Origin of the sequence: Microbispora sp. H13382 (assembly GCF_014161445.1) — a bacterium.
Lineage (GTDB): Bacteria > Actinomycetota > Actinomycetes > Streptosporangiales > Streptosporangiaceae > Microbispora.
In genome coordinates this window covers 816,306-837,819 of record NZ_JABBXA010000001.1, presented here as the reverse complement: position 1 = coordinate 837,819, position 21,514 = coordinate 816,306, and the positions used below count along the sequence as shown (strand labels likewise).

The 21,514-nt window shown below is 73.6% G+C and carries 17 protein-coding genes; 4 read left to right on the top strand and 13 right to left on the bottom strand.

Features of this window, described 5'->3' with window-relative positions; genetic code table 11:
- Positions 1 to 2: 2 nt before the first annotated feature.
- From HHX41_RS03745 to HHX41_RS03720, 6 genes are all read right to left on the bottom strand, one after another.
- Positions 3 to 608 (bottom strand): energy-coupling factor transporter transmembrane protein EcfT, encoded by a 606-nt coding sequence (locus HHX41_RS03745; protein ID WP_182904769.1) that lies wholly within the window; start codon positions 606 to 608, stop codon positions 3 to 5.
- Entirely contained in the window at positions 605 to 1,279 is a 675-nt protein-coding gene (locus HHX41_RS03740) for an energy-coupling factor ABC transporter ATP-binding protein (RefSeq protein ID WP_182904768.1), read from the bottom strand. The genes HHX41_RS03745 and HHX41_RS03740 overlap by 4 nt, the downstream gene beginning before the upstream one ends.
- Positions 1,280 to 2,425 carry a thiolase family protein gene (locus tag HHX41_RS03735; protein WP_182904767.1) on the bottom strand — a complete coding sequence of 382 codons (1,146 nt, stop codon included), beginning with the start codon at positions 2,423 to 2,425 and terminating at the stop codon, positions 1,280 to 1,282.
- A 1-nt stretch (position 2,426) separates the two neighbouring features.
- Positions 2,427 to 3,800, bottom strand: a complete 1,374-nt coding sequence (locus HHX41_RS03730; protein WP_182904766.1) for an AMP-binding protein — start codon at positions 3,798 to 3,800, stop codon at positions 2,427 to 2,429.
- Positions 3,801 to 3,807: 7 nt separating this feature from the next.
- Complete coding sequence (locus HHX41_RS03725; protein WP_169978265.1) at positions 3,808 to 4,416, bottom strand: biotin transporter BioY; 609 nt, start codon at positions 4,414 to 4,416, stop codon at positions 3,808 to 3,810.
- 115 nt (positions 4,417 to 4,531) lie between these two features.
- A complete protein-coding gene (locus tag HHX41_RS03720) occupies positions 4,532 to 5,722 on the bottom strand; it encodes an SLC13 family permease (RefSeq protein WP_182904765.1) in 1,191 nt (396 codons plus the stop codon).
- A 78-nt stretch (positions 5,723 to 5,800) separates the two neighbouring features.
- On the opposite strand from HHX41_RS03720, the gene HHX41_RS03715 reads away from it, so the two are divergent.
- Complete coding sequence (locus HHX41_RS03715; protein ID WP_182904764.1) at positions 5,801 to 11,533, top strand: TIR domain-containing protein; 5,733 nt, start codon at positions 5,801 to 5,803, stop codon at positions 11,531 to 11,533.
- Here HHX41_RS03715 and HHX41_RS03710 read toward each other — a convergent pair.
- From HHX41_RS03710 to HHX41_RS03695, 4 genes are all read right to left on the bottom strand, one after another.
- Positions 11,502 to 12,083 (bottom strand): TetR/AcrR family transcriptional regulator, encoded by a 582-nt coding sequence (locus HHX41_RS03710; RefSeq protein WP_182904763.1) that lies wholly within the window; start codon positions 12,081 to 12,083, stop codon positions 11,502 to 11,504. The genes HHX41_RS03715 and HHX41_RS03710 overlap by 32 nt on opposite strands.
- A complete protein-coding gene (locus HHX41_RS03705) occupies positions 12,076 to 12,936 on the bottom strand; it encodes an alpha/beta fold hydrolase (RefSeq protein WP_259400571.1) in 861 nt (286 codons plus the stop codon). Before HHX41_RS03705 ends, HHX41_RS03710 begins: the two co-directional genes overlap by 8 nt.
- 104 nt (positions 12,937 to 13,040) lie before the next feature.
- Positions 13,041 to 13,646, bottom strand: a complete 606-nt coding sequence (gene coaE, locus HHX41_RS03700; protein ID WP_182904762.1) for a dephospho-CoA kinase — start codon at positions 13,644 to 13,646, stop codon at positions 13,041 to 13,043.
- A gap of 46 nt (positions 13,647 to 13,692) precedes the next feature.
- Positions 13,693 to 15,213, bottom strand: coding sequence for a hypothetical protein (locus HHX41_RS03695; protein ID WP_182904761.1), 1,521 nt, complete (start codon positions 15,211 to 15,213; stop codon positions 13,693 to 13,695).
- A gap of 85 nt (positions 15,214 to 15,298) precedes the next feature.
- Here HHX41_RS03695 and HHX41_RS03690 point away from each other — a divergent pair, with 85 nt between their 5' ends.
- Together HHX41_RS03690 and HHX41_RS03685 are read left to right on the top strand one after the other, a co-directional pair.
- Positions 15,299 to 16,462, top strand: coding sequence for an ATP-binding protein (locus HHX41_RS03690; RefSeq protein WP_310741752.1), 1,164 nt, complete (start codon positions 15,299 to 15,301; stop codon positions 16,460 to 16,462).
- The gene (locus HHX41_RS03685; protein ID WP_182904760.1) at positions 16,459 to 17,115 is read left to right on the top strand and encodes a response regulator transcription factor; all 657 of its coding nucleotides are present in this window, start codon (positions 16,459 to 16,461) and stop codon (positions 17,113 to 17,115) included. The genes HHX41_RS03690 and HHX41_RS03685 overlap by 4 nt, the downstream gene beginning before the upstream one ends.
- A gap of 85 nt (positions 17,116 to 17,200) precedes the next feature.
- Here the strand turns inward: HHX41_RS03685 and HHX41_RS03680 are convergent, their stop codons facing one another.
- The 3 genes from HHX41_RS03680 to HHX41_RS03670 form a co-directional block, all read right to left on the bottom strand.
- Positions 17,201 to 17,671 carry a GNAT family N-acetyltransferase gene (locus HHX41_RS03680; RefSeq protein WP_310741751.1) on the bottom strand — a complete coding sequence of 157 codons (471 nt, stop codon included), beginning with the start codon at positions 17,669 to 17,671 and terminating at the stop codon, positions 17,201 to 17,203.
- A gap of 180 nt (positions 17,672 to 17,851) precedes the next feature.
- On the bottom strand, positions 17,852 to 19,318 hold the full coding sequence (rpsA, locus tag HHX41_RS03675; protein ID WP_169978289.1) for a 30S ribosomal protein S1: 1,467 nt from the start codon (positions 19,316 to 19,318) through the stop codon (positions 17,852 to 17,854).
- A 207-nt stretch (positions 19,319 to 19,525) separates the two neighbouring features.
- Positions 19,526 to 20,575 (bottom strand): polysaccharide deacetylase family protein, encoded by a 1,050-nt coding sequence (locus HHX41_RS03670; protein ID WP_182904759.1) that lies wholly within the window; start codon positions 20,573 to 20,575, stop codon positions 19,526 to 19,528.
- A 75-nt stretch (positions 20,576 to 20,650) separates the two neighbouring features.
- On the opposite strand from HHX41_RS03670, the gene HHX41_RS03665 reads away from it, so the two are divergent.
- A complete protein-coding gene (locus HHX41_RS03665) occupies positions 20,651 to 21,448 on the top strand; it encodes a DUF2127 domain-containing protein (protein WP_211591419.1) in 798 nt (265 codons plus the stop codon).
- Positions 21,449 to 21,514 lie beyond the last annotated feature (66 nt).

Genomic DNA, 21,514 nt, shown 5'->3' with positions numbered 1-21,514 from the left:
GGTCAGTCGTCGAGGCCGCGCGCGGCGAGCGCCTCGCCCAGCGCGTCGGCGTGCCGCAGTGCGCCCACCACCAGCGGGACGGCGAAGGCGCGCGCGCTGCGCTCGACCCCTCTGGCGCGCTGGGCGTCCCGCACCCGGGTGACCAGGTCCGCCATCACCGGCACGCTGCGCAGCGTGAGGGACAGCAGCAGCGACAGGCGGAACGGGTCAAGCCCGGCGAACCTGACGGGGGTGAGGCAGCGCTCCAGGCAGGCCATGAGCGCGCCGGTGCGCGTCGTGAGCGTGACCAGTCCGGCCAGGGCGACGGCGAGCACGACGCGCAGCGTGGAGGACGCCGCCGCGGGCAGGTCGGCGAAGACCAGCTGCACGCAGAACAGGGCCACGGCGAACCAGCGGACGGGCCGCACCTGCGCCCAGGCGGCCGCGGCGCCGACCCCGGACACGGCGTACAGCAGCACCACGGCGGCCGCGGCGCCCGCCAGCGCGGCGGGCGAGCGCAGCAGCAGGAGCGCGGTGCAGGACACGGCGAGCCCGGCGAGCTTGGCGCCGGCGGGCAGCCGGTGCAGGATCGATCCGCCCGGCACGTAGGCGCCGGTGAGCCCGGTCACGCCATCGTCTTCCGGTAGTGGCCGATCGCGGCGGCGGGATCGGCGTCGGCGACGACCCGCCCCTCGTCGATCACGAGCACACGGTCGAAGTCCTCCAGCAGCGCGAGGTCGTGGGTGACCACGACCACCTGCTGCGGCAGGTCCCGCAGCAGCACGGCGACCTGCCGGGAGTGGCGCAGGTCGAGCAGCGTGGTCGGCTCGTCCATGACCAGGATCTCCGGTTCGAGCACCAGGACCGAGCAGAGGGCGAGCAGTTGCTTCTGGCCGCCGGACAGATGGTGGGCGGGATGGTCGGCGTGCTCCGCCAGGCCGTACCTCTCCAGGACCTCCCGCACCCGGCGCTCGACCTCCTCGCGCGCCAGCCCCTTGCGGCGCAGCGAGAAGGCCACGTCCTCGGCCACCGTGGGCATCACGATCTGCGCGTCCGGGTCGGTGAACAGGAACCCCACGCCGCGCCTGATGCGGGCCGCGTGGCGGCGGGTGTCGAGCCCGGACACGGTCACGGTGCCCGAGGACGGCAGGACCAGCCCGTTGATCAGGCGCGCGAGCGTGCTCTTGCCCGAGCCGTTGGCCCCGACCACGCCCACGCGGCGCTCGGTCAGCGAGGCCGTGACGCCGCGCAGCACCTCCCGCTGCCCGAGCCGCACATGGACGTCCTCCAGCCGGATCACTCACACCACCTCGAACAGGGCGGCGATCCCGAGACCGCCGCCGACCGCGACCGCCGCCAGGCCCAAAGTCCCCTTCGGCGCCCCCGCCAGCCGGCTGAACAGCCGGGTCACCACCACGGCGCCGCTCGCGCCCCAGGGGTGGCCGAGGGCCAGCGCGCCGCCGTCGGCGCACACGCGCTCGGAGTCCGCGCCGAGGGGATCGAGGCCGAGCGCGTCGGTGACCGCGAGCACCTGCGCCGCGAACGCCTCCACGATCTCCACCGCCGCCACCCTCTCAAGGTCCGCCCCGGCCCGCCGCAGCACCCGCCGTACGGCGGGCACCGGTCCCCACCCGGGCAGCGCGGGGTCGCAGCCCGCGACGGCGCCCGCCAGCAGGCGCAGACCGGGCAGACCGCCCGCCGCGCGCAGCCGTTCGGGCACGACCGCGACGGCCGCGGCCCCGTCGCTGACCGGGGAGGAGTTGCCGGCCGTCACCGTACCCCCCGGCACGAACGCGGCGGGCAGCCGGGCCAGCGAATTCGCCCGCAGCACGCGCGGGCGCTGGTCGTCCACCCGGCCGCCGATCGGGACGATCTCGCGCGCGAACCGGCCGGCCTCCCGGGCGGCCAGCGCCCGCGCGTGGCTCCGGCAGGCGTACGCGTCCTGGCGCTGCCTGGTCACGCCGCGCGCGGCGGCGAGCGCCTCGGCGGCCGGACCCATGTCCGGGTCGGGGTGTCCCTCGGGGGCGAACGGCGCCCGCTCGTACGGCACAGCCGGCTCACCCTCGTGCCGGTGCGCCCGCAGCGGCGCGGTCGAGGCGCTCTCCACGCCCCCGGCGACGACCAGGTCCGCGTCACCGCAGCGCACCGCCTGGGCGGCCAGCAGGATCGCCGCGAGGCCGCTGCCGCACTGCCGGTCGACGGTGACGCCGGGCACCTCGTGGCCCATCCCGGCGGCGAGCGCGCAGACCCGCGCCAGGTTGCCCCCGGGTCCCGTGCAGTTGCCCAGCACCACGTCGTCGACCGGGACGCCGAGGTGCGCCACGTCGCGGGCGACCGCCTCGACGACGGGCGCGGCGAGCCGGTCGGCCGTCAGGGCCCGGAACGCGTGGCCGGCGGTGCCGATGGGAGTGCGGCGGGCCGCCACGACGACCGCCTGCTCGTCCATCTCAGCCGAGCCTTCGCAGGCCGGGGTCGCCGCCGGCGGCGAGGCGGGCGGCGACGAGGCCGCGGGCCGGCTTCCCGGTGGGGGTGCGGGGCAGGGACCGGGCCGCGTACCAGCGGCGGGGGCGCTGCGCCGGGTCGAGCTCGGCGCGCGCCGTCGCCTCCAGCGCCGCCCGCGACGCGTCCTCGCCCTCGACGACCGCGGTGACCACGGCGCCCAGGTGCGGGTGCGGCGTGCCGACCACGACCACGTCGTCCACTCCCGGCACCTTCCTCAGCACCTCCTCGACGTCCTCGGGCACCACGGTGGCGCCGCCGGTCTGGATCGCGCCGTCGCCCCGGCCGCGCAGCCGCAGGACCTCGCCCGTCCGGTACGGCTCCGCCAGGTCGCCGACCGTCATCCAGCCGTCGCCGTCCCGCCGGAGGGGGCCCGTCGCGCCGGCCAGGTAACCCTCGCAGAGCCACGGGGAGCGCACCCACACCTCGCCGAGGGCCTGCCCGGGCAGCGCCCTGACGTCGACCTCGACGCCGGGGAAGGGCCGCAGCCCGGAGCCGTCGGCGTCCACGGCGACGAACGACAGCTCGGTGGCGCCGTAATAGGACACCACACGCACTCCGGCCGTCGCCGCCCGGGTCCGGGCGGCGGAGTCCGTCGCCGCCCCGCCGACCACGGCGGTGCGCAGCGGGCCTCCGGCCGCGGCCAGGGCGTCCAGCACGGCGGGCAGCCGGTGCGGCACCACGTGGACCATGGTGGCCCGCCGCAACTGCCCGGCCAGCGCGCCCGGCGACCACCGGCCGGGCGCCACGGCCGTCGCGCCCGCCGCCAGCGCGTGCACGGCGGCGAAGCCGTACAGGGAGGAGACCAGCGGGCCGGGGATCAGCACGACGTCGCCGGGGCCGATCCCGGTCAGCTCGTCCAGGTGGGCGAACGACCCCGTCCACGAGGCGCGGCCACGCACCACGGCGCGGGGCCTGCCGGTGCTGCCGGAGCTGAAGCAGGCCCAGGTGAGGTCGTCCGGCTCGGGACGGTGCCGTACGGGCGGGCCGTCCGCCTCCGGGAGCGGGGCGTCGAAACGGGCGGCCGCCGGCACCGCGGCCATGACCTGCGCCCGCCGTTCCTCGTTCCAGGCGTGGTCGCACAGCAGCGGCGTGACCCCCGCCAGATCGGCGGCGAGCACGGCGACGAGCAGCGCCGCCGGGTCGGCCTGGCCGACCGCGATGAGCGCGTCGCGCCCGATCCCGTCGTCGGCGAGACGGCGTGCGGCACGGACGGCCCGGTCCGCGAGCTCGGCATAGGTCAGGTCCCCCTCAGGACCGGACACAGCGATTCGCTGCGGGCGGACGGCGGCGTGCCGCATGACCTGCGCGGCTACCGGCACGGACGGGTCACCCCCCTGCCCTCAGCCGCTCGCGGTGCACCGCCGGGACCGCGTCAGGATAGGCCCGCTGGGTGCCCCGCGCCACGATCGACGCCAGCGCCGCCTTGGCCAGGTCGCCCGGCAGGAAGGCTGCGCTGAGCAGCGCGGTCTTGCCCAGGGACAGCCCGGTGACCAGGGCCTGCACGGGGATGCCGCACAGGTAGACCACGCCGACGCCGCCGGCCAGGCAGGCGGCCACCAGCCGGACCGTGCCCGGCGCGCGTCCGCCGCGTTCGACGATCCACCCGGTCAGGGCCGCGCCGGGAAGCCAGCCGAGCAGGAAGCCGGCCGAGGGACCGGTGAAGACGCCGAGCCCGCCGCGTCCGCCGGCCAGCAGGGGCAGCCCCGCGGCGACCAGCACGAGCAGGACCGTCACGGCGAGGGCGGACCGCCACGTGCCCAGGATCGCCCCGGCGAGCATGACGCCGAGTGTCTGCAGCGTGATCGGCACCGCGTCGCCGAAGACGTTCAGCGCGCCCGGCAGGCCGAGCACGGCGATCAGCGCGGCGAAGACGCTGACTCTGGCGATGTCGGCTGCGGGGAAGCGCCGCTTCGGCGTGCTCTGTTCATCTGTCACGAATCGATCCCATACCAAGACCCTCCATCCGGCGAATGAGGAAACCCACAACTTTTCGCCGTGTCGTTCTCAGCGGCGACCATAGCCGTGGGCCGGACCCCGGCCGGGCGGCGGCTCAGGCGGTGAGGACCAGGACGGTGACCGTGGCGGCGAGGCCCGCCAGGGCGAGGCCCGCGCCGGTGGCGACGAACTTGGCCAGCGGCACCCGCACGTCTCCCCGCCGGCACCACTCGAACCACAGCAGCGTCGCGAGCGAGCCCCAGGGCGTGATCAGCGGGCCCAGGTTGGTGCCCGCGAGCAGCGACAGCAGCTGTGTGTGGTTGGCCGCGGGGATGACCTGCTCGCCCGCGACGTACGCGGGGAGGTTGTTGAGCACGTTGGACAGCGCGGCTCCGGCGGCCGCCGCGCGGTAGGCGCCGTCCCCGTCGCCGCCCACGCCGACGAGCGCGCGCATGACGTCCGCCAGGCCGAGGCGGCTGAGCGTCGGGACCACGAGAAACAGCCCGGTGACGAAGACCAGCAGCCGCCAGGGGATCAGGCCCCACACGAGCTTGGCCCGGTCGCGCCAGGCGAAGGCGGCGACCACCGCGACCGCCGCGACGAGCGCCGCGACGCCGATCTCCACCCCCGCCAGGATCGCGACGATGAACAGCAGGCACGCCACCCCCGCGACGCCGAACAGCACCCGGTCGGCCACGGGCACCGGTGGCGGCGGCTCGTAGCGGTCCTCGCCCCGCTCGCCCCGCCGCCAGTAGAACGCCCACAGGAACGCCATCGTCACCGCGATCGACACGGCCTGCGGGGCCCACATCCGCGCGGCGAACTCCTGCGTGGTCAGCGCGACCCGGTTCATGGCGAGCAGGTTGGTGAGGTTGGAGACCGGCAGCAGCAGGCTCGCGGTGTTGGCCAGCCAGACCGTGGTCATCGCGAGCGGCAGCGGCGCGATCTTCGCGCGCGGCGCCAGGGCCAGCATGACCGGCGTCAGCAGGACGGCCGTCGTGTCCAGGTTCAGGAAGATCGTGACCAGCGAGGCGAAAGCCGTACAGAACAGGAAGAGAACGGCGTAGCTGCCCCGGCCGACGATCGCGATGCGGGTCGCGATGACGTCGAAGACCTGCGCCTCCTTGGTCAACTCCGCAAGCACGATCACCGCGCCGAGGAACAGCAGCAGAGGGGCGATGCGTTCGATGCTGTCCCTGGCCTCCTCGGCCGGCAGCAGGCCGGTGGCCACGAAGACCAGGCCCGCCGCGAGCAGTCCGAACCTGATCCAGTCGAGAACGCTCAGTCGCCGCAGCCCGGTCGCCACGCGCACACCCTATATCGGCGGCCGGAGGATGATCGAACCCCCTCCAAACCGTCGGTGGCAACGGTGATACTGGGCCTCATGACACACAGCGGTCGGGGGGACGCGCGGACCGAGATCTTCGTCAGCTACTCCCCCGCCGACGAGCGGTGGGCGACCTGGATCGCCTGGCAGCTCGAAGCCGCCGGCTACCGCACGATGCTGCAGGCGTGGGACTTCGTGCCGGGCACCAACTTCATCGACTTCATGGACCGCGGGGTCAGCGAGGCCGACCTGGTCGTCGCGGTCCTCACCCGCAACTACCTGGGTTCCCGGTACGGCAGGCTCGAATGGCAGGCGGCGCTGCGCGCCGATCCGGACAACCCGTCCAACAAGCTCGTGACGGTCCGGCTGGAGGACTGCCCGCTCGACGGCCTGCTGTCCACGATCACCTGGGTGGACCTCCTCGGCGTGACCGATCCCGCCGAGGCGCGGCGGCTGCTGCTGACCCGGATCCGCCAGGCGCTGGCCGGCCGGGCCAAGCCGGCCGAACCGCCCCGGTTCCCGGCCGAGCCGGGCAGGCATGCCCTCCAGCCCGCCGCCGACCCCGCGCCCCCCGCCGTACGGGTGCCCCGGGCCCGGCGCACCCCGGCCGCCGAACCGTCCTTCCCGACGGCCGAGCGCGCGGGCGGCGCCTCCTCGGTGACCGTGCTGCACGTCGCCGGGCCGCGGTTCGGGCGCGGGCTGGCGGAGGCGGACGAGCCGCTCGACGCGGGCGAGCTGCAGGCGAGCGTGTGGGCCGACCTGACCCGCCTCGCCGACGCCGGGGTTCCCCGGCCCGACCTCCTGATGGTGACCGGCGACCTCACCGAGTCGGGCAGCATCCGCGAGTGCGAGCAGGCCCTCGCGTTCCTCACCGGGCTACGGGTGCTGCTGGGGCTGGAACCCGGACGGCTGGTCGTCGTCCCCGGGCCGCGCGACGTCACCAAGGCGGCCTGCCGGGCCTACTTCGCGACCTGCGAGGCCGACGACGTGCGGCCGCAGCCGCCGTACTGGCCGAAGTGGCGGCACTTCTCCACGCTCTTCGGCGAGCTGTACCAGGGCCTCGACGGCCCGGCCTTCGACAGCGCCCAGCCCTGGACGCTGTTCGAACTGCCCGAGCTGCGCACGGTCGTCGCCGGGGTCAACTCCACGATCGCGATGAGCCACCGCGAGGAGGACGACCACGGCTTCGTCGGCGAGGCCCAGGCGGCGTGGTTCGCCGAGCGGCTACGGCCGTTCGAGGGATGGCTGCGGATCGGCGCGGTCGCCCATCCCCCGCGCCCCGGCCTGCGCGACGCCGCCACCCTGGAACGGCTGCTCGGCTCCCGGCTCGACCTGCTCGTCCACGGGCGCGACGCGCGGCGCGGCGGGCCGGAGGAGGTCTGGGAGCTGGATGGGCTGCCGTGCGTGCCCGCACTCGCCCCGGGCCGTCACCAGATCCTCCAGGTCAGCCCGGAGGGACTGCGCCGGTGGACCCGGGACCGCCCCGAGCTGCGCGACCCCGAGGTCCTGCCGTACGGCTGGCGCGGCTGGCGGCCACAGGCCCCCGCGGCGGCCGCACCCGAGCCGGCGCCGGAGCCCGAGGAGCCCGCGGGCCCGGCCGACCTGCTGCTGGACCGGATCGCCGAGGTCTGTGAGACCCGCTTCGAACGGGCCAAGATCCGCCGTGTCGCGGGCGAGCCGCCGCGCCTGCTCGTCACACATCCTGAGGACGGGTTCGTGCGCCAGGTCCTGGTCGGCGCGCACGCCGGGGAGCTGAGCCAGGAGCGGGTCGAGGCGTTCCTCGGCCACGTCCACGCGGCGGGGCTGGAGCACGCCGCCGAGCTGGTGTACCAGGGACCCCCGCCACCCCGGGCGTTACGCGACGACGCCCTGCGGCGCGGGCTGCGGCTGCGCAGCTTCACCGAGTTCCAAGGCCTGCTCGACCTGTCGTCCTACGTGGCGGGGCAGACGGCCAGGCTGCGCGGCGACCGCCGCTACCCGCCCGAGCTGTACGTGCCGCAGCGGTTCCGGGAGCTCGACCGGACCGGCGGCGAGGTGCGCGACGACCTGACCGGCGAGCTGACGCGGCTGCTCGCGGCCGACCACGGGCGGTTCGTGCTCGTGCTCGGCGACTTCGGCCGCGGCAAGACGTTCTCGCTGCGCGAGGTGGCCCGGCGCATCCCCGCCGAGCTGCCGCACCTCACGCCGATCCTGATCGAGCTGCGCGCCCTCGACAAGGCGCACTCGGTCGCCGGGCTGGTCGCGGCGCACCTCGCCAACCACGGCGAGGAGCTGATCGACCTCAAGGCGTTCCACTACATGCTGCGCCAGGGCCGCATCGTGCTGCTGTTCGACGGCTTCGACGAACTGGTCACCCGCGTGACGTACGAACGGGCGGCCGACCACCTCGACACACTGCTGCGCGCGGCGGAGGACAAGGCGAAGATCGTCGTGGCCGGGCGCACCCAGCACTTCAAGTCGCGCAGCCAGGTGATGACCGCCCTCGGGGAGAAGGTCGGCCTGCTGCCCAACCGCCGGGTGCTCAGCATCGAGGAGTTCACCGAGGAGCAGATCCGCGCGTACCTGGTCAACCGGTACGGCTCGCAGCAGGCGGCCGACGACCGGATGGCCCTGCTCACGGGCATCGCCGACCTGCTCGGCCTGGCGCACAACCCCCGCATGCTCAGCTTCATCGCCGACCTGCCCGCCGAACGGCTGCGCGCCGTCGCCCAGGCCGGGGAGGCGATCAGCGCCGCCGGTCTCTACCAGGAGATCCTCGACACGTGGCTGGCCTTCGAGGAGGAGCGCGTACGCGGCGTGGCCGGGGCCCCCGGCGGACTGACCCGCGAGGAGCTGTGGCGGGCCGCGACCACGCTCGCGCTGCGGCTGTGGGAGACCGGTGAGACCTACCTGCGGCCGGCGGAGCTGGCCGAGGCCGCCGACACGCTCACCGGCCTGGCCTCCGACGCGCAGACCCGCGTGCCGTACGGGCCGGGCGCGGACGGCACGGGGACCACGGGAGGGCAGGGGGCCGCGCGGCTGACGCCCGAGCAGGCCGCGCACGCCGTCGGAGCCGGCAGCCTGCTGGTGCGCACGGACGAGGGGTTGTTCGGGTTCATCCACGCCTCGGTCGTGGAGTGGCTGGTGGCCCGGCACCTCGCGGAGTCGCTCGGCACCGGCCACGCGGGGGGCCTGGGCCTGCGGCCCCTGTCGGCGCTGACCGTCGACTTCCTGTGCGACCTGGCCGACGCCTCGCGGCTGCAGGCGTGGGCCGCGCGCACGCTCGCCTCCCCCGGCGCGGGCGACGTGGCGCGGGCCAACGCCATCAAGGTGACCACCCGGCTGCGCACCTCGGCCAGGACCGACCTGCGCGGGGCACGGCTCAGCGGCGAGGACCTGTCGTACCGGGAGCTGCAGGGCGTGGACCTCACCGGCGCCGACCTGACCGACGCCCGCCTCGTCGGGGCCGATCTGTCCCACGCCGTGCTGCGGGACGCCCGCCTGGCCGGGGCGCGCCTCGACGAGGCCGTCCTCGTCGGCGCCGACCTGCGCGGGGCCGATTTCACCCGGGCCCGGCTCGCCCGCGCCGACCTGCGGGACGCCGCCGTCGAGGGCAGCCGCTGGGACCGGGCCGCGCTCATCGACGTCACCGGCGTCCCCCGGGGAGCGCCGGAGCTGCGCGGCGCCGCCGTCGCGCCCGACGGCGCCGGCGCGGACGGCGGGCGGGTCGGCGCCGAGCCGGCCCCCGCCGTCGTCGGCGTGCCGTACGGCTACCACTTCGAGAGCAGCCGCCTGCCCGAACCGGTCGCCTACCGCCCCGACGGCGGCGTGCTCGCCTTGGGCGGGGAGGACGGCGGTGTCCTGGTCTGCGACAGCGTCACCGGGTCCGTCCTGCGGACGCTGCAGGGCCACCGGGGCCGCGTCTACAAGGTCGCCTACGGCGAGGCCGGGCTGGTGACCGGCGCGAGCGACGGAACCGTCCGGGTGTGGGATCCGGCCACCGGCGAGCCGTCGCACGTCCTGCGCGCTCATGCCGAGGGAGTGTGGCCCGTGGTCACCTCCGGCGACCTGATCGCGGCCGGCGGCGCGGACGGGATCATGCGGATCTGGAGGTCCGGGGAGCCGGCGTGGGAGCTGCCGGGCCACACCGCCCCGATCTACACCGCCGTGTTCCTGCCGGGACTGCTGGTGACCGGCGACAGCGCCGGGGCGATCCGCGTGTGGGACCTCGCCACCGGGCGCGTGCGTCACCACCTGCACGGCCACAGCGGGGCCGTCTACCGCCTGGCCCTGAGCCCCGACGGCACCCGCCTGGCCGCCGGGGACGCCCAGGGCGTGCTGCGCGTCTGGGACCCCCGCACCGGCGCCGCGCTGCACGAGCTGACCGGTCATCCCGGTCGGATCTACACCCTCGCCTTCCATCCGGAGGGCCGGCTGCTCGCCTCCGGCGACACCGAGGGAGCCGTACGGCTGTGGGACCCTGTCACGGGCGCGGCGGCCGGCAGCCTGCCTGGGCACCGCGGCGCGGTCTACCAGGTCCTGTTCGATCCCACCGGTGAACTGCTGGCGACCGGCGACAGCGACGGGGTCGTCCGGCTCTGGGACCACCGCACCGGCCAGACGCGGGCCGAGCTGACCGGGCACCGGGGATCGGTGTGGCCGTTCGCGTTCCGCCCGGACGGCCGGCAGCTCGCGACCGGCAGCAACGACGGCACCGCCCGGTTGTGGGATCCCCACACCGGTCAGTGCGTCCAGACGCTGCGCGGCCACGGCCGCCGTGTCACGTCCGTGCGGTTCTCCGCCGACGGCGGCATGCTCGCCGCCTGCGGCAACGACGGCTACGTACGGCTGTGGGACCCGGTCACGGGCCGCCGCCTGCGCTCGCTCACCGGGACGGCCGACCGGCTGGTGTCGGCCGTCTTCAGCCCGGCGGGCCCGTTGCTCGCCACCGCGAGCAACGACGGCGGCGTCTACCTGTGGAACCCGGTCGCCGGGACGTACGAGCGCGAGCTCAACGTGGAGACCGACCATGTGTGGGCGGAGGCGTTCAGCCCCGACGGGCAACTGCTGGCCACCGCGAACGACGACGACAGCGTCCGGCTGTGGTACCGCCCCTCCGGACGCCAGGTCGCCAACCTCACCGGGCACCGGGGCCGGGTCAGGTCGATCGCCTTCAGTCCTGACGGCCGGCTCGTGGCCACCGGCTGCGACGACCGCAAGGTCCGGCTGTGGGACGTGTCGACCGGCCGGTCGGCGGCGACGCTGAACGGGCACGGCGACCGGGTTTACGCGGTGGCCTTCTCCCCGACGGGCGGCCTGCTCGCGAGCGCGAGCAACGACGGCACCGCCCGCCTGTGGGAGACCGCCTCCGGCGAGTGCCTGCGCGTGCTCGACGGCGGCGGGCGGCTGTGGACGGCGGCGTTCAGCCCGTCGGGCGACCTGCTCGCCACCGCCGGGGACGACCTCGCCGTCCACCTGTGGGACCCGGCCTCCGGCGCGCGCGTCGCGTCCCTCGCCGGGCACGGCCGCCGGGTCTGGTCGGTCGCCTTCCACCCCTCCGGGGACCTGCTCGCCAGCGCCGGGGACGACGGCGTGGCGATCCTGTGGGACGTCGCCCGCCGCGAACGCCGTGCCACCCTGCTCGGCCTGTCGGAGGGCTGGGCCGCGTTCTCGCCCGGCGGGCTGTACAAGCTGGAGGGCGACGTGACGGGCCAGTTCTGGTACGTCATCGGCATGTGCCGGTTCGAGCCCGGCGAGCTGGACGAGTACCTGCCCGAGGTCAGGCGGCTGGCCCTGGACGAGCCGTTCTAGGGAGGGTCTGGAGCCCGGAGACGACCATGTGCGCCAGCAGGGCGTGGCTCTCGTCGAGGTCTTCGGCGAGCTGGAAGGCGCCCGCCGCCTCCAGGACCGCGAAGCCGTGCATGGCGGCGCGCAGGCAGCGGACCGCGTGGATCGCGGCCGAGCCTTCCAGCCCGTACGCCCGCAGCGCGGCGAGGATGATGCCGATGAGCCGGTCCCCCGCCTCGGCCGTCTCCGGCCGGGGCGCCTGGATCAGGGCGGAGTAGCGGTTCGGGTGCCGGGCGGCGTAGGAGCGCCAGCCGTCCATCAGGGCGCGCAGCGCCTCGTCGCCGGACCGGCCGAGCACCGCCTCGCTCGCGACCTCCGTCAGCTCGCCCAGCACCCGCCCGGTGACGAGGACCCGCAGCTCGGCGAGGTTGCGTACGTGCTTGTAGAGCGAGGGGGTGGCGACCCCCGCGCGCCCGGCGACCGCGGACAGGGTGAGCGCGTCGGGGCCCTCCTCGTCCACGATCCGCAGCGCCAGGTCGACGACGGCGTCCGGGGACAGCGGCGCCCTAGCCACGGGCCCGCTCCCCGAGGAAGGCGAGCATCGCGGCGGCGACCTCGTCGGGGTACTGCGCGTGCGGGTAGTGCCCGGCGCCCTCGATCATCACCACCCTCCCGAGCCCGGCCGGCATGCCGGCGACGACCCCGTCCGCCTCGGCGCGGGGGTCGGCCCAGTCAGGGTCGTGGGTGCCCATGACCACCAGGGCCGGGCACCGGATGCCGTCGAGGTGCGCGCCGGCGTCCGCGGGGGCGGACGCGCCCATGGCGCTGACCACGGCCATGCGGCCGGGCCTGCGCAGGTCCTTGTCCAGTGCGGCCAGGTAGTCCGTCCAGTCGGCCGGCTTGACCCCCGGGTAGGCGTGGTCGAGGTAGCTCTTCCAGAACCCGATGCTGCGCAGGAGCGCCACGCCCATGAGCCGCGTCATGCCCGTGCGGTAGCGGCCGTTGCGCAGCAGGGCGCCCAGGTCGGGCTTCTGCGGCCGGGTGAACGGGGCGATCTCCACCAGGGCGGTGACCAGTTCGGGCCGCCGCGCCGCCGCGATGGTGGCCGCCCCACCGGCGAACGAGTGCCCCACGACGACGGCGGGCTCGCCCAGGTGCTCGATCAGGGCGATGACGTCGTCCGCGGTGTCGCTGCGCGTGTAGGAGTCCCAGCCGAGGCTCGACTCGCCGTGCCCACGCAGGTCGGTGGTCGCCACGCGGTACCCGGCGGAGGCCAGGGCCGGGACGAGGAAACGGAAGGCCCGCCGGCTGTCGCCCATGCCGGGAACCAGCACGACCAGCGGGCCCGCCCCGGTCACGTCGTACGCGATCTCGCCGTCGCCTATCTTCAAGAACTCCGTCATGCCGCCCTCCAGGCTCAAGTGCATAGCTCATAGGCTAATAGGATTAGCCGACGGCCGTCAAGATTGAGGCGGCGTCGATTCCGGCCGATCGGCTTTACGTTGTAGATTCGCGAAGGGCTTCCGGGGCGTCAGCCCTCCGGGGAGACCCGGGCGCTCAGGTCCTGCCAGACCTTGTCGACCTGGGCGTCGAGCTCCTCCAGGGAACCCTCGTTGCCGATGACGATGTCGGCGATCCTCAGCCGGTCCTCGCGGGAGGCCTGAGCGGCGATCCGGGCGCGGGCGTCCGCCTCCGGCATGTCGCGGAAACGCCGCAGACGGTCCAGCCGGACCTCGTCCGGCGTGTCCACCACGACGACCACGTCGTACAGAGGGGCGAGGTTGTTCTCCGCGAGCAACGGCACGTCGTAGACGACGACGGCGTCGTCCGGGGCCTCCCGCTGGAGTTGCTGGGTGCGCTCGCCCACCTTCGGGTGGACGATCCCGTTGAGGACCTTCAGCTTCTCCGCGTCGGCGAAGACGATGGCGCCGAGCCGTTCCCGGTCGAGCGTGCCGTCGGGGCGGAGCACGTCCTCGCCGAACGCCTCGACGATCTCCGCGATCCCGGGGGTGCCCGGCTCCACGACCTCCCTGGCGATCTTGTCCGCGTCGATGACGACGGCGCCGCGGGCCGCGAGCCGGCGCGACACCTCGCTCTTGCCCGAACCTATGCCGCCCGTGAGCCCAACCTTCAGCACGTCCCGCAGCCTATCGGGCGGTTCGCGGCATGCCCGACCCGGTTCGTCACGAACGGGAGCCGCCAACGGAGGCGGCACGCTGGCGCCGGTCCGCGGGCCGCTCCCCCGGCGTGCGCTTCACGGCCGGCCAGGCGACCGCGAGCGTGTACGCGCACAACACGGCGAAGCCGGCCCAGCCGGGGAGCGGGAAGTAGCCGGCGGACGGCGCGTAGTGGGCGACCACCTGCGGATACTCCACCGCCGTCTGCTGGACGGCCAAGCCCGCGGCCGGGGTGAGCCGCAGCAGCCATCGCGACACGTCGTCGGGCAGGAACGGGAACGCGGTCACCACGTAGGGCACGGCGACGAGCGACACCGCGAGGGTGATCGCCGCCCAGCCGCGCCGCAGCCAGGCACCCAGCCCATACGCCAAGACGGCGCAGAGGGCGAGCACCGCCGCGGTCCCGGCGACGACCCGGACGCCGGTCAGCGCGGAGACCGGCTGCACGGCGACGCCGTTGCGGCTCAGGATCGCGACGCCGGCCGGCAGGACCACGCCGACGGCGGCGAGTCCGGCCGCGATGGTCGCGGCGCCGAGCACCGCGGCTCGGGCGGTCAGGACCCGGCGGGACACCGCCGTGTCCGGCCGGGCGCCGAACCGGGCGGCCACGACGATGACGACGATCAGCATGATCACCAGACCGGGCAGCGTCCTCTCGGCGGGGACGGCGCCCTCGCTCCCGCTCGGGCCGATGTCGCCGGTCCCGCTCACGGTGACGACGCCGTCCCTCTCGACCGCACCGGAGGCGTTGTGGTATTTCTCCCAGTCGGTCTGGTTCATCTCGCCGACGGCCTCGCCGCGCCACTCGCCGGCGGACCCGCCCACCACCGTGACGTGGTCGAACACCCCGGTGGCCTGCGTGAAACGGCTCTCCTCGACCGCCCCGCCGAGCCCGACCTTCCGTAGGGTGAGGTCGCCGGGGGACGTGGCGAACAGCCCGACCTGCGCCGTCGCCGGGAGACCGGCCAGTCTCACCGTCCCGACGGTGTGCCAGCGCCGGCCGTCGGCCGACTCGGAACCGGTGACGGTGTCGCCGGACCGCGTCAGGCGCAACCAGCGTGGGAACCGCGGTGCGAGGCCGGTCCCACCCGCGGCGATGTCGTGCCGGTAGTCGTACTGCATCCGCACGCCGTGCCCGCCGGTCATCATGAGCGCCGCGTAGGAGGAGCCCTGCCGGACGCCGTCCTTGATGATGATCCCGGCCTTCGCCCATGGCACCAGGCCGGGGACGATCCGGTCGTGGCCGGGCGGCGGATAGGTGATCGTGCCGGTCATCGAGGTCATCCGCACGGTGATGGCGCCCTCCCGGCCGAGGTCGCGGTGCAGGAACCAGAACCGGTCGCCGACGATCGAGCCGTCCGCGGCGACCGGATCGGCCGGGCAGGGCCCCTGGCAGGACGCCCGGTTCCCGGCGGCGGTCAGCAGGCCGGCGGCGATCACGACGAGGGCCGCCGCCGCCAGGGCGATCAGCCGGGCGGGGCGGCGGAAGGCCGCCCACTCCCGGTGGAGGAGTTCTCTGGTGAGCATGCCGCCGTTCTACGGATGTGGACCTGTCCCGGCCCGAACCACGCCTGTCACCCCGTTGTTAGGTCCGGCCCGGCATGCTGGAGGCGTGATCAGGTTGCGCAACGGGACCGTGGGACTCCGGTTCACGATCCTGTACGCCGGGGTGTTTCTCGTCTCCGGAATCGGACTGCTGTCGCTCACCTTCCTGCTGGCCGGCGGGGTAAGGCGTAGCGTCCCCGTCACCCCGCACCCCTCGGCCGCGGGCGACCTGGACGAGCTGGACCAGCGCGTTCGTCATCTCCAGGAGCAACTGGCCGAGGTGAACGCGCAGCACTCCCGGCAGTTGCTGGTCGGCTCCCTGCTCGCGCTGACCGTGATGGCGGTCGTCTCCGTGCTGGCCGGCCGGGTGCTCGCCCGCCGGGTGCTGCGCCCGCTGCGGGTGATCACCGCGGCGACCCGGCGCATCACCGCCGACGACCTGCACCGGCGTCTGGACGTCAACGGCCCGGCGGACGAGGTGAAGGACCTGGCCGACACCATCGACGGCCTGCTGGGACGGCTGGAGGCGTCGTTCGCCGCCCAGCGCCGGTTCGTCGCCAACGCCTCGCACGAGTTGCGGACCCCGTTGGCGACCATGCGCGCGTCCCTGGACGTCGCCGTGGCCAAGCCCGGCGCGGCGCGGCAGACGCTCGTCCTGGGCGACCGGCTCCGTACGCAGCTGGACCGGGTGGATCGGCTGCTCGACGGCTTCCTCGTGCTGGCGAGGGCTCAGCACGGCGCGCTGACCGGTGCCGCCGACGTCGATCTGGGTCGGCTGGCCGCGCGGGCGACGACCGATCGCACCACCGGGATCACGGCGAAACGGCTCACCGTGACCGAGGATCTGCGGGCAGGCATGGTCACCCGGGGCGACACCGCGCTGCTCGCTCGCATGGTGGAGAACGTGGTCGACAACGCCGTGACGCACAACGAGGACGACGGCTGGATCCGGCTCGAGACCTCCCGGGAGGACGCCGAGGTCCGGCTCGTCGTGGAGACCGGGGGACGCGTCCTCGACCAGCGGGATGCGGACCGGCTCGCACAGCCCTTCGAGCGGCTCGGCGCGGATCGCACCGGGTCCGAGAACGGCTCCGGCCTCGGGCTGTCCATCGTCGCGGCGATCGCGGCCGCTCACGGCGGGCGGCTCGAACTGCTCGCCCTGCCGCGGGGAGGCCTGCGTGTCTCGATCTCGCTGCCGTCCGTCCAGGTCCCGGCCGAGGTGCCGGCGTGAGGATCCTGGTCGTCGAAGACGCACGGCCGCTCGCCGAGGTCGTCGCCGAGGGCCTGCGCGATCAGGGCATGGCCGTCGACGTCAGTCACGACGGGCTGTCCGCCGCCGCCAAGCTCGACCTCACGGCGTATGACGTGGTGGTCCTGGACCGCGATCTGCCCGGCCTGCACGGCGACACGCTGTGCCAGATGATCACCGAGCGGCCGGACCGCCCGATGGTGCTGATGCTGACGGCCGCCGCGACACCCGGTGACCGCGTCACCGGCCTGACCCTCGGAGCGGACGACTACCTCACCAAGCCGTTCCACTTCCCGGAGCTGATCCTGCGTGTCCAGGCGCTGGCCCGTCGTAAGCCGCACGCGCGCCCGCGGACCCTGCGCGCGGCCGGGATCGAGCTGGACCCGATACGCCGGACCGTCGTGCGCGACGGCCGGCAGCTCGACCTGTCCGTGAAGGAGTTCGCCCTGCTGCGGGCGCTGATGCGGGCGAGTCCCGGCTTCCTGAGCGCGGAGGCGCTGCTGGAGCAGGTCTGGGACGAGAACGCGGACCCGTTCACCAATACGGTGACGGTGACGATGGGGCGGTTGCGCCGCAAGCTCGGCGAACCACCGGTCATCATGACGAAACCCGGCGTGGGATATCGGCTCGCCTGACCCTGTCCGGGCCGGCGTCGAACGGTGGAGCGTCCCGCCTGGGGCACCGTGGCGCCCGCTGTGAGCTGCCCGGCCGCAGGACGACTCAGGACGTACTCGTCTCGGGCCTGCGGCGCAGGTGGACCAGCGTCAGGTGGTCCTGCACCCGCTCCCGCTGGGTCTCCCGGTAGCCGAGACGGCGGTAGAGCCGGAGGTTCCCCTCCGACAGGTGCCCGGTGAACAGGTCGAACGCCGCCGCCTCCGGCACGGCCTCGTGCATCGCGGCCAGCAGCGCGGTGCCGATCCCCTGCCCCTGCCGGTCCGGCGCGACCACGAGGCGGCCCACCAGGCAGGTCGAGCCGGATATCTTGCCCCGGACCGCGCCGACCACCCGGCCGCCGTCCGTCGCCTTCAGCACGACCGCCGTCCCGATCACCGTACGCACCTGGTCGAGCGACTCCACCAGCGGCCCGATGAACGGATCGCCGTAGAGCTGCGCCTCGGTCACGTACGCGGCCCGCTGCAGGGTAAGGATCTCCCCGGCGTCCTCGGGCAGGGCCCGCGTGATCTCCACCACGGGGGCCACCCTATCGGCACACCCGCCTCCGTCAGGCGCGAGCCTTCCGGACCTCACGCGCGCGGCCCGCCGCCGTACCGATGACATGACGTCGCCGGGAAAGCGGAAAGGCCCCGCCGGAGCGGGGCCTTTCGTCATGCTGTGGAGGCTGGAACACGACCTCCGGTCAGGAGACCGGGGTCAGCTCTGGCCGCCGGCCAGCTTCTCGCGCAGCGCGGCGAGGGCCTCGTCGGAGGCCAGGGCGCCGCCACCACCACTCGTCTGCGAGGTGGTCTCGCCGCTGTAGGACGACGGAGCGGCCTCGCTGGCCGCCGCCTCCTCCTGGCGGGCCTTCTCGATCTGCGAGCGGTGCGCCTCGAAGCGGGCCTGGGCCTCGGCGTACTGCCGCTCCCACTCCTCACGCTGCTTGTCGAAGCCCTCGAGCCACTCGCCGGTCTCCGGGTCGAAGCCCTCGGGGTAGATGTAGTTGCCCTGGTCGTCGTAGGTCGCCGACATGCCGTACAGCGTCGGGTCGAACTCGACCTCGGCGCCGACGCCCTCGTTGGCCTGCTTGAGGGACAGCGAGATGCGGCGGCGGTCCAGGTCGATGTCGATGATCTTCACGAAGATCTCGTCGCCGACCTGCACGACCTGCTCCGGAATCTCCACGTGGCGCTCGGCCAGCTCGGAGATGTGGACCAGGCCCTCGATGCCCTCCTCGACCCGCACGAACGCACCGAACGGCACCAGCTTGGTGACGCGGCCCGGCACGACCTGGCCGATCTGGTGGGTCCGGGCGAACTGCTGCCACGGGTCCTCCTGCGTCGCCTTGAGCGACAGCGAGACCCGCTCGCGCTCCATGTCGACGTCGAGAACCTCGACGGTGACCTCCTGGCCCACCTCGACGACCTCGGACGGGTGGTCGATGTGCTTCCAGGACAGCTCGGACACGTGCACCAGGCCGTCGACGCCACCGAGGTCCACGAACGCACCGAAGTTGACGATCGAGGACACGACGCCCTTGCGGACCTGGCCCTTCTGCAGGGTGTTGAGGAACGTCTGGCGAACCTCGGACTGGGTCTGCTCCAGCCAGGCGCGGCGGGACAGGACCACGTTGTTGCGGTTCTTGTCCAGCTCTATGATCTTGGCCTCGAGCTCGCGGCCGACGTACGGCTGCAGGTCGCGGACGCGGCGCATCTCCACCAGGGAGGCGGGGAGGAAGCCGCGCAGGCCGATGTCGAGGATCAGGCCGCCCTTGACGACCTCGATGACGGTACCGGTGACGATGCCGTCCTCGTCCTTGATCTTCTCGATCGTGCCCCAGGCGCGCTCGTACTGGGCGCGCTTCTTGGACAGGATGAGACGCCCTTCCTTGTCCTCCTTCTGGAGAACCAGGGCCTCGACGTGCTCTCCGACCTCGACAACCTCAGCGGGGTCGACATCGTGCTTGATCGAGAGCTCTCGCGACGGGATGACGCCCTCGGTCTTGTAGCCAATGTCGAGCAAGACCTCGTCTCGATCGACCTTGACAACGGTGCCTTCAACGATGTCGCCGTCGTTGAAGTACTTGATGGTCTCGTCGATCGCGGCGAGGAAGGCCTCCTCGGAACCGATGTCGTTGACCGCTACCTGCGGGGTGCTCGAGGTGGCCTCAGTGCTGCTCGTCATGTGTGGAATTGCTCCGAACCGGACAGATGTCGTTGTGACAGGAGCGCGGCGGGCCGTTTTTCGTTCACCGGATGATGCTGATTCCTGGTAGCCACCAGATGACCGAGCGCGAGCCCTCTCCGTCCGTGACGCGCGCGAGCCCACAACGCAGCGATCAGCATATGAGACGGAGCGAGCCGGGTCAATCCGAGGCAACCAGACGGGCCTCTAGTACGTGATCACCGACTTGGCCCGGGCCGGCGAGAGCGTTGCCCGCAGTTTGCGCGGCACAGACACACGGGCGGGATCCCCGTCCGACGTATAACGCTCCCCTGGGTGTTTATCGAGCCAGTCGAGCCAGTAGGTCGTGCACCAGCGCCGGCATTCGCCTCGTTTTCCGTTGGACTGGATCCTCGGGATCGCGTAGCGCGGGAAACTTTTCGCGTAGGGCGAAACCGTCGGCTCCGCCCCGGCCAGGAAGACGCCGTCGAAGTGGTACTCGCTGCCATCCCACTTCCCGTCGTGCGCCCTGCTCAGCTTCCTCGGCCGCGAGCCGTACGGCAGCGCCATGGTCGTCGAGTCCGGCACGCCGATCTGCTTCAGCAGCCGCTCCTGCCGGACGATCTGCTCACTGACCTTCTGGTTCGAGAGCCGGCGGAGATCGGGGTGGGCATAGGTGTGGTTGGCCACCTCGAAACCATGGTCGAGCAGCCACTTCACCGCCTGTTGCTGCCGCTTGCGGTCGCGCAGGCCGAACGGGTCGCGGTTGACCCAGAAGGTGGCCGTGGGCCGGAAGTTTGGGTACTTCGCCGCGACCTCGTAGATGATGCCGACGGCCGTGTCGTTCTCCGGCATGCCGTTCTGGTCCATGGCGAAGTGGCTGGGGTGGCCGTCGTCGAAGGTCAGGACGACGGGATGGGCCCCCGCGGGAATGTCGATCTTCCTGGCGACCAGTTCGGCCGCGGTGATCGGCACGTAGCCGCTCTTGGCCAGGCGCTCCAGTTCCTTGCGCAACTGGTCGGGAGTGCGGTCGATGGACGCCCTCCGCTTGGGCAGGATGCGGTGATACATGATCACGGGCACCAGGCCGGCCTCGTTCGCCTTGACCTTCCTGGCCGACTCCGCGGTCGCCCTCGGCGGGGCCGTCGCACTGGGCTTGGACGACGGTGTTCGCGGGTGCGCCTGCACCTGTGACCGCCCCTCTCCCGAGGAGCGGGGCAGCAGCACAAGCGCGGCAAGTCCGATCACGACAACGACGACATTGGCGATTGCAGTCATCCGGGCAAGATTGCGCACAGTTATTTGACCTTACTGCCCGGCGTGTCCGCATTTCGCATGTGTTGCAATTTTCCTGTGGACTGGAGCCTGCGTGCCTGCGGACGGCACGGGCACGTCACCTACGCCCCGGACGAGGACGCGCTGCGCACCCGCCTGCGCGCCGAGACCGCGCTGGGCGAGGCGTGGCGCTGCCTGCGCTGCGGCGACTTCACTCTCGGCCCGCCACGCGCCGCCGGTCCGGCGGGCGACGCGCCCGTCGTGCTGCGGGGCCGGGCGCTGCGGGACGCCGCCGTGCTACGGCTGATCGCCGTCTTCCGCTGGACCAAGGCCGTGCTCGTGCTCGCCGGAGCGTACGGGGTGTGGCGGTTCCGGGCCCACCACGACGCCGTACGGCGGGCGTTCGACCAGGATCTCCCGCTGGTCAGGCCGCTGGCGCACAAGCTCGGGTGGAACCTCGACCAGTCGGGCGTGGTGCACACGCTGCGGACCGCGCTGGGCGCGCGGACGACGACGCTCACCTGGATCTTCCTCGCCCTCCTCGCCCTCGCGGCCCTGCTGCTGACCGAAGGGGCCGGCCTGTGGCTGCTGAAGCGGTGGGGCGAGTACTTCTCGGTGATCGTCACCTCGGCGTTCATCCCCGTGGAGATCTACGAGATCGCCGAGAAGGTGAGCCCGCTCCGGATCACGATCCTCCTGATCAACATCGCGGCCGTGCTGTACATCGCGCTGAGCAAGCGCCTGTTCGGCCTGCGGGGCGGGCGAGCGGCCTTCGAGGCGGAGCGGCACGAGGCGAGCCTGCTGGAGGTCGAGGAGGCGGGCCTGGCCGTGCATGGGCGAGACCACCGGGCCGCCCGCTCCACCGGCCACTCCTGACCGCTGCCCCCTAACCACCAACCCCTGCCCCCTGATCCGGCGGGCCCCGGCCCGGTCGCCTCCGGG

Coding starts and splice junctions, on each gene's coding strand:
- rpsA (WP_169978289.1), bottom strand. CDS start 19,318: ATGACGAGCAGCACTGAGGCCACCTCGAGCACCCCGCAGGTAGCGGTC.
- HHX41_RS03705 (WP_259400571.1), bottom strand. CDS start 12,936: ATGCACTTGAGCCTGGAGGGCGGCATGACGGAGTTCTTGAAGATAGGC.
- HHX41_RS03670 (WP_182904759.1), bottom strand. CDS start 20,575: ATGACTGCAATCGCCAATGTCGTCGTTGTCGTGATCGGACTTGCCGCG.
- HHX41_RS03695 (WP_182904761.1), bottom strand. CDS start 15,213: ATGCTCACCAGAGAACTCCTCCACCGGGAGTGGGCGGCCTTCCGCCGC.
- HHX41_RS03715 (WP_182904764.1), top strand. CDS start 5,801: ATGACACACAGCGGTCGGGGGGACGCGCGGACCGAGATCTTCGTCAGC.
- HHX41_RS03735 (WP_182904767.1), bottom strand. CDS start 2,425: ATGGACGAGCAGGCGGTCGTCGTGGCGGCCCGCCGCACTCCCATCGGC.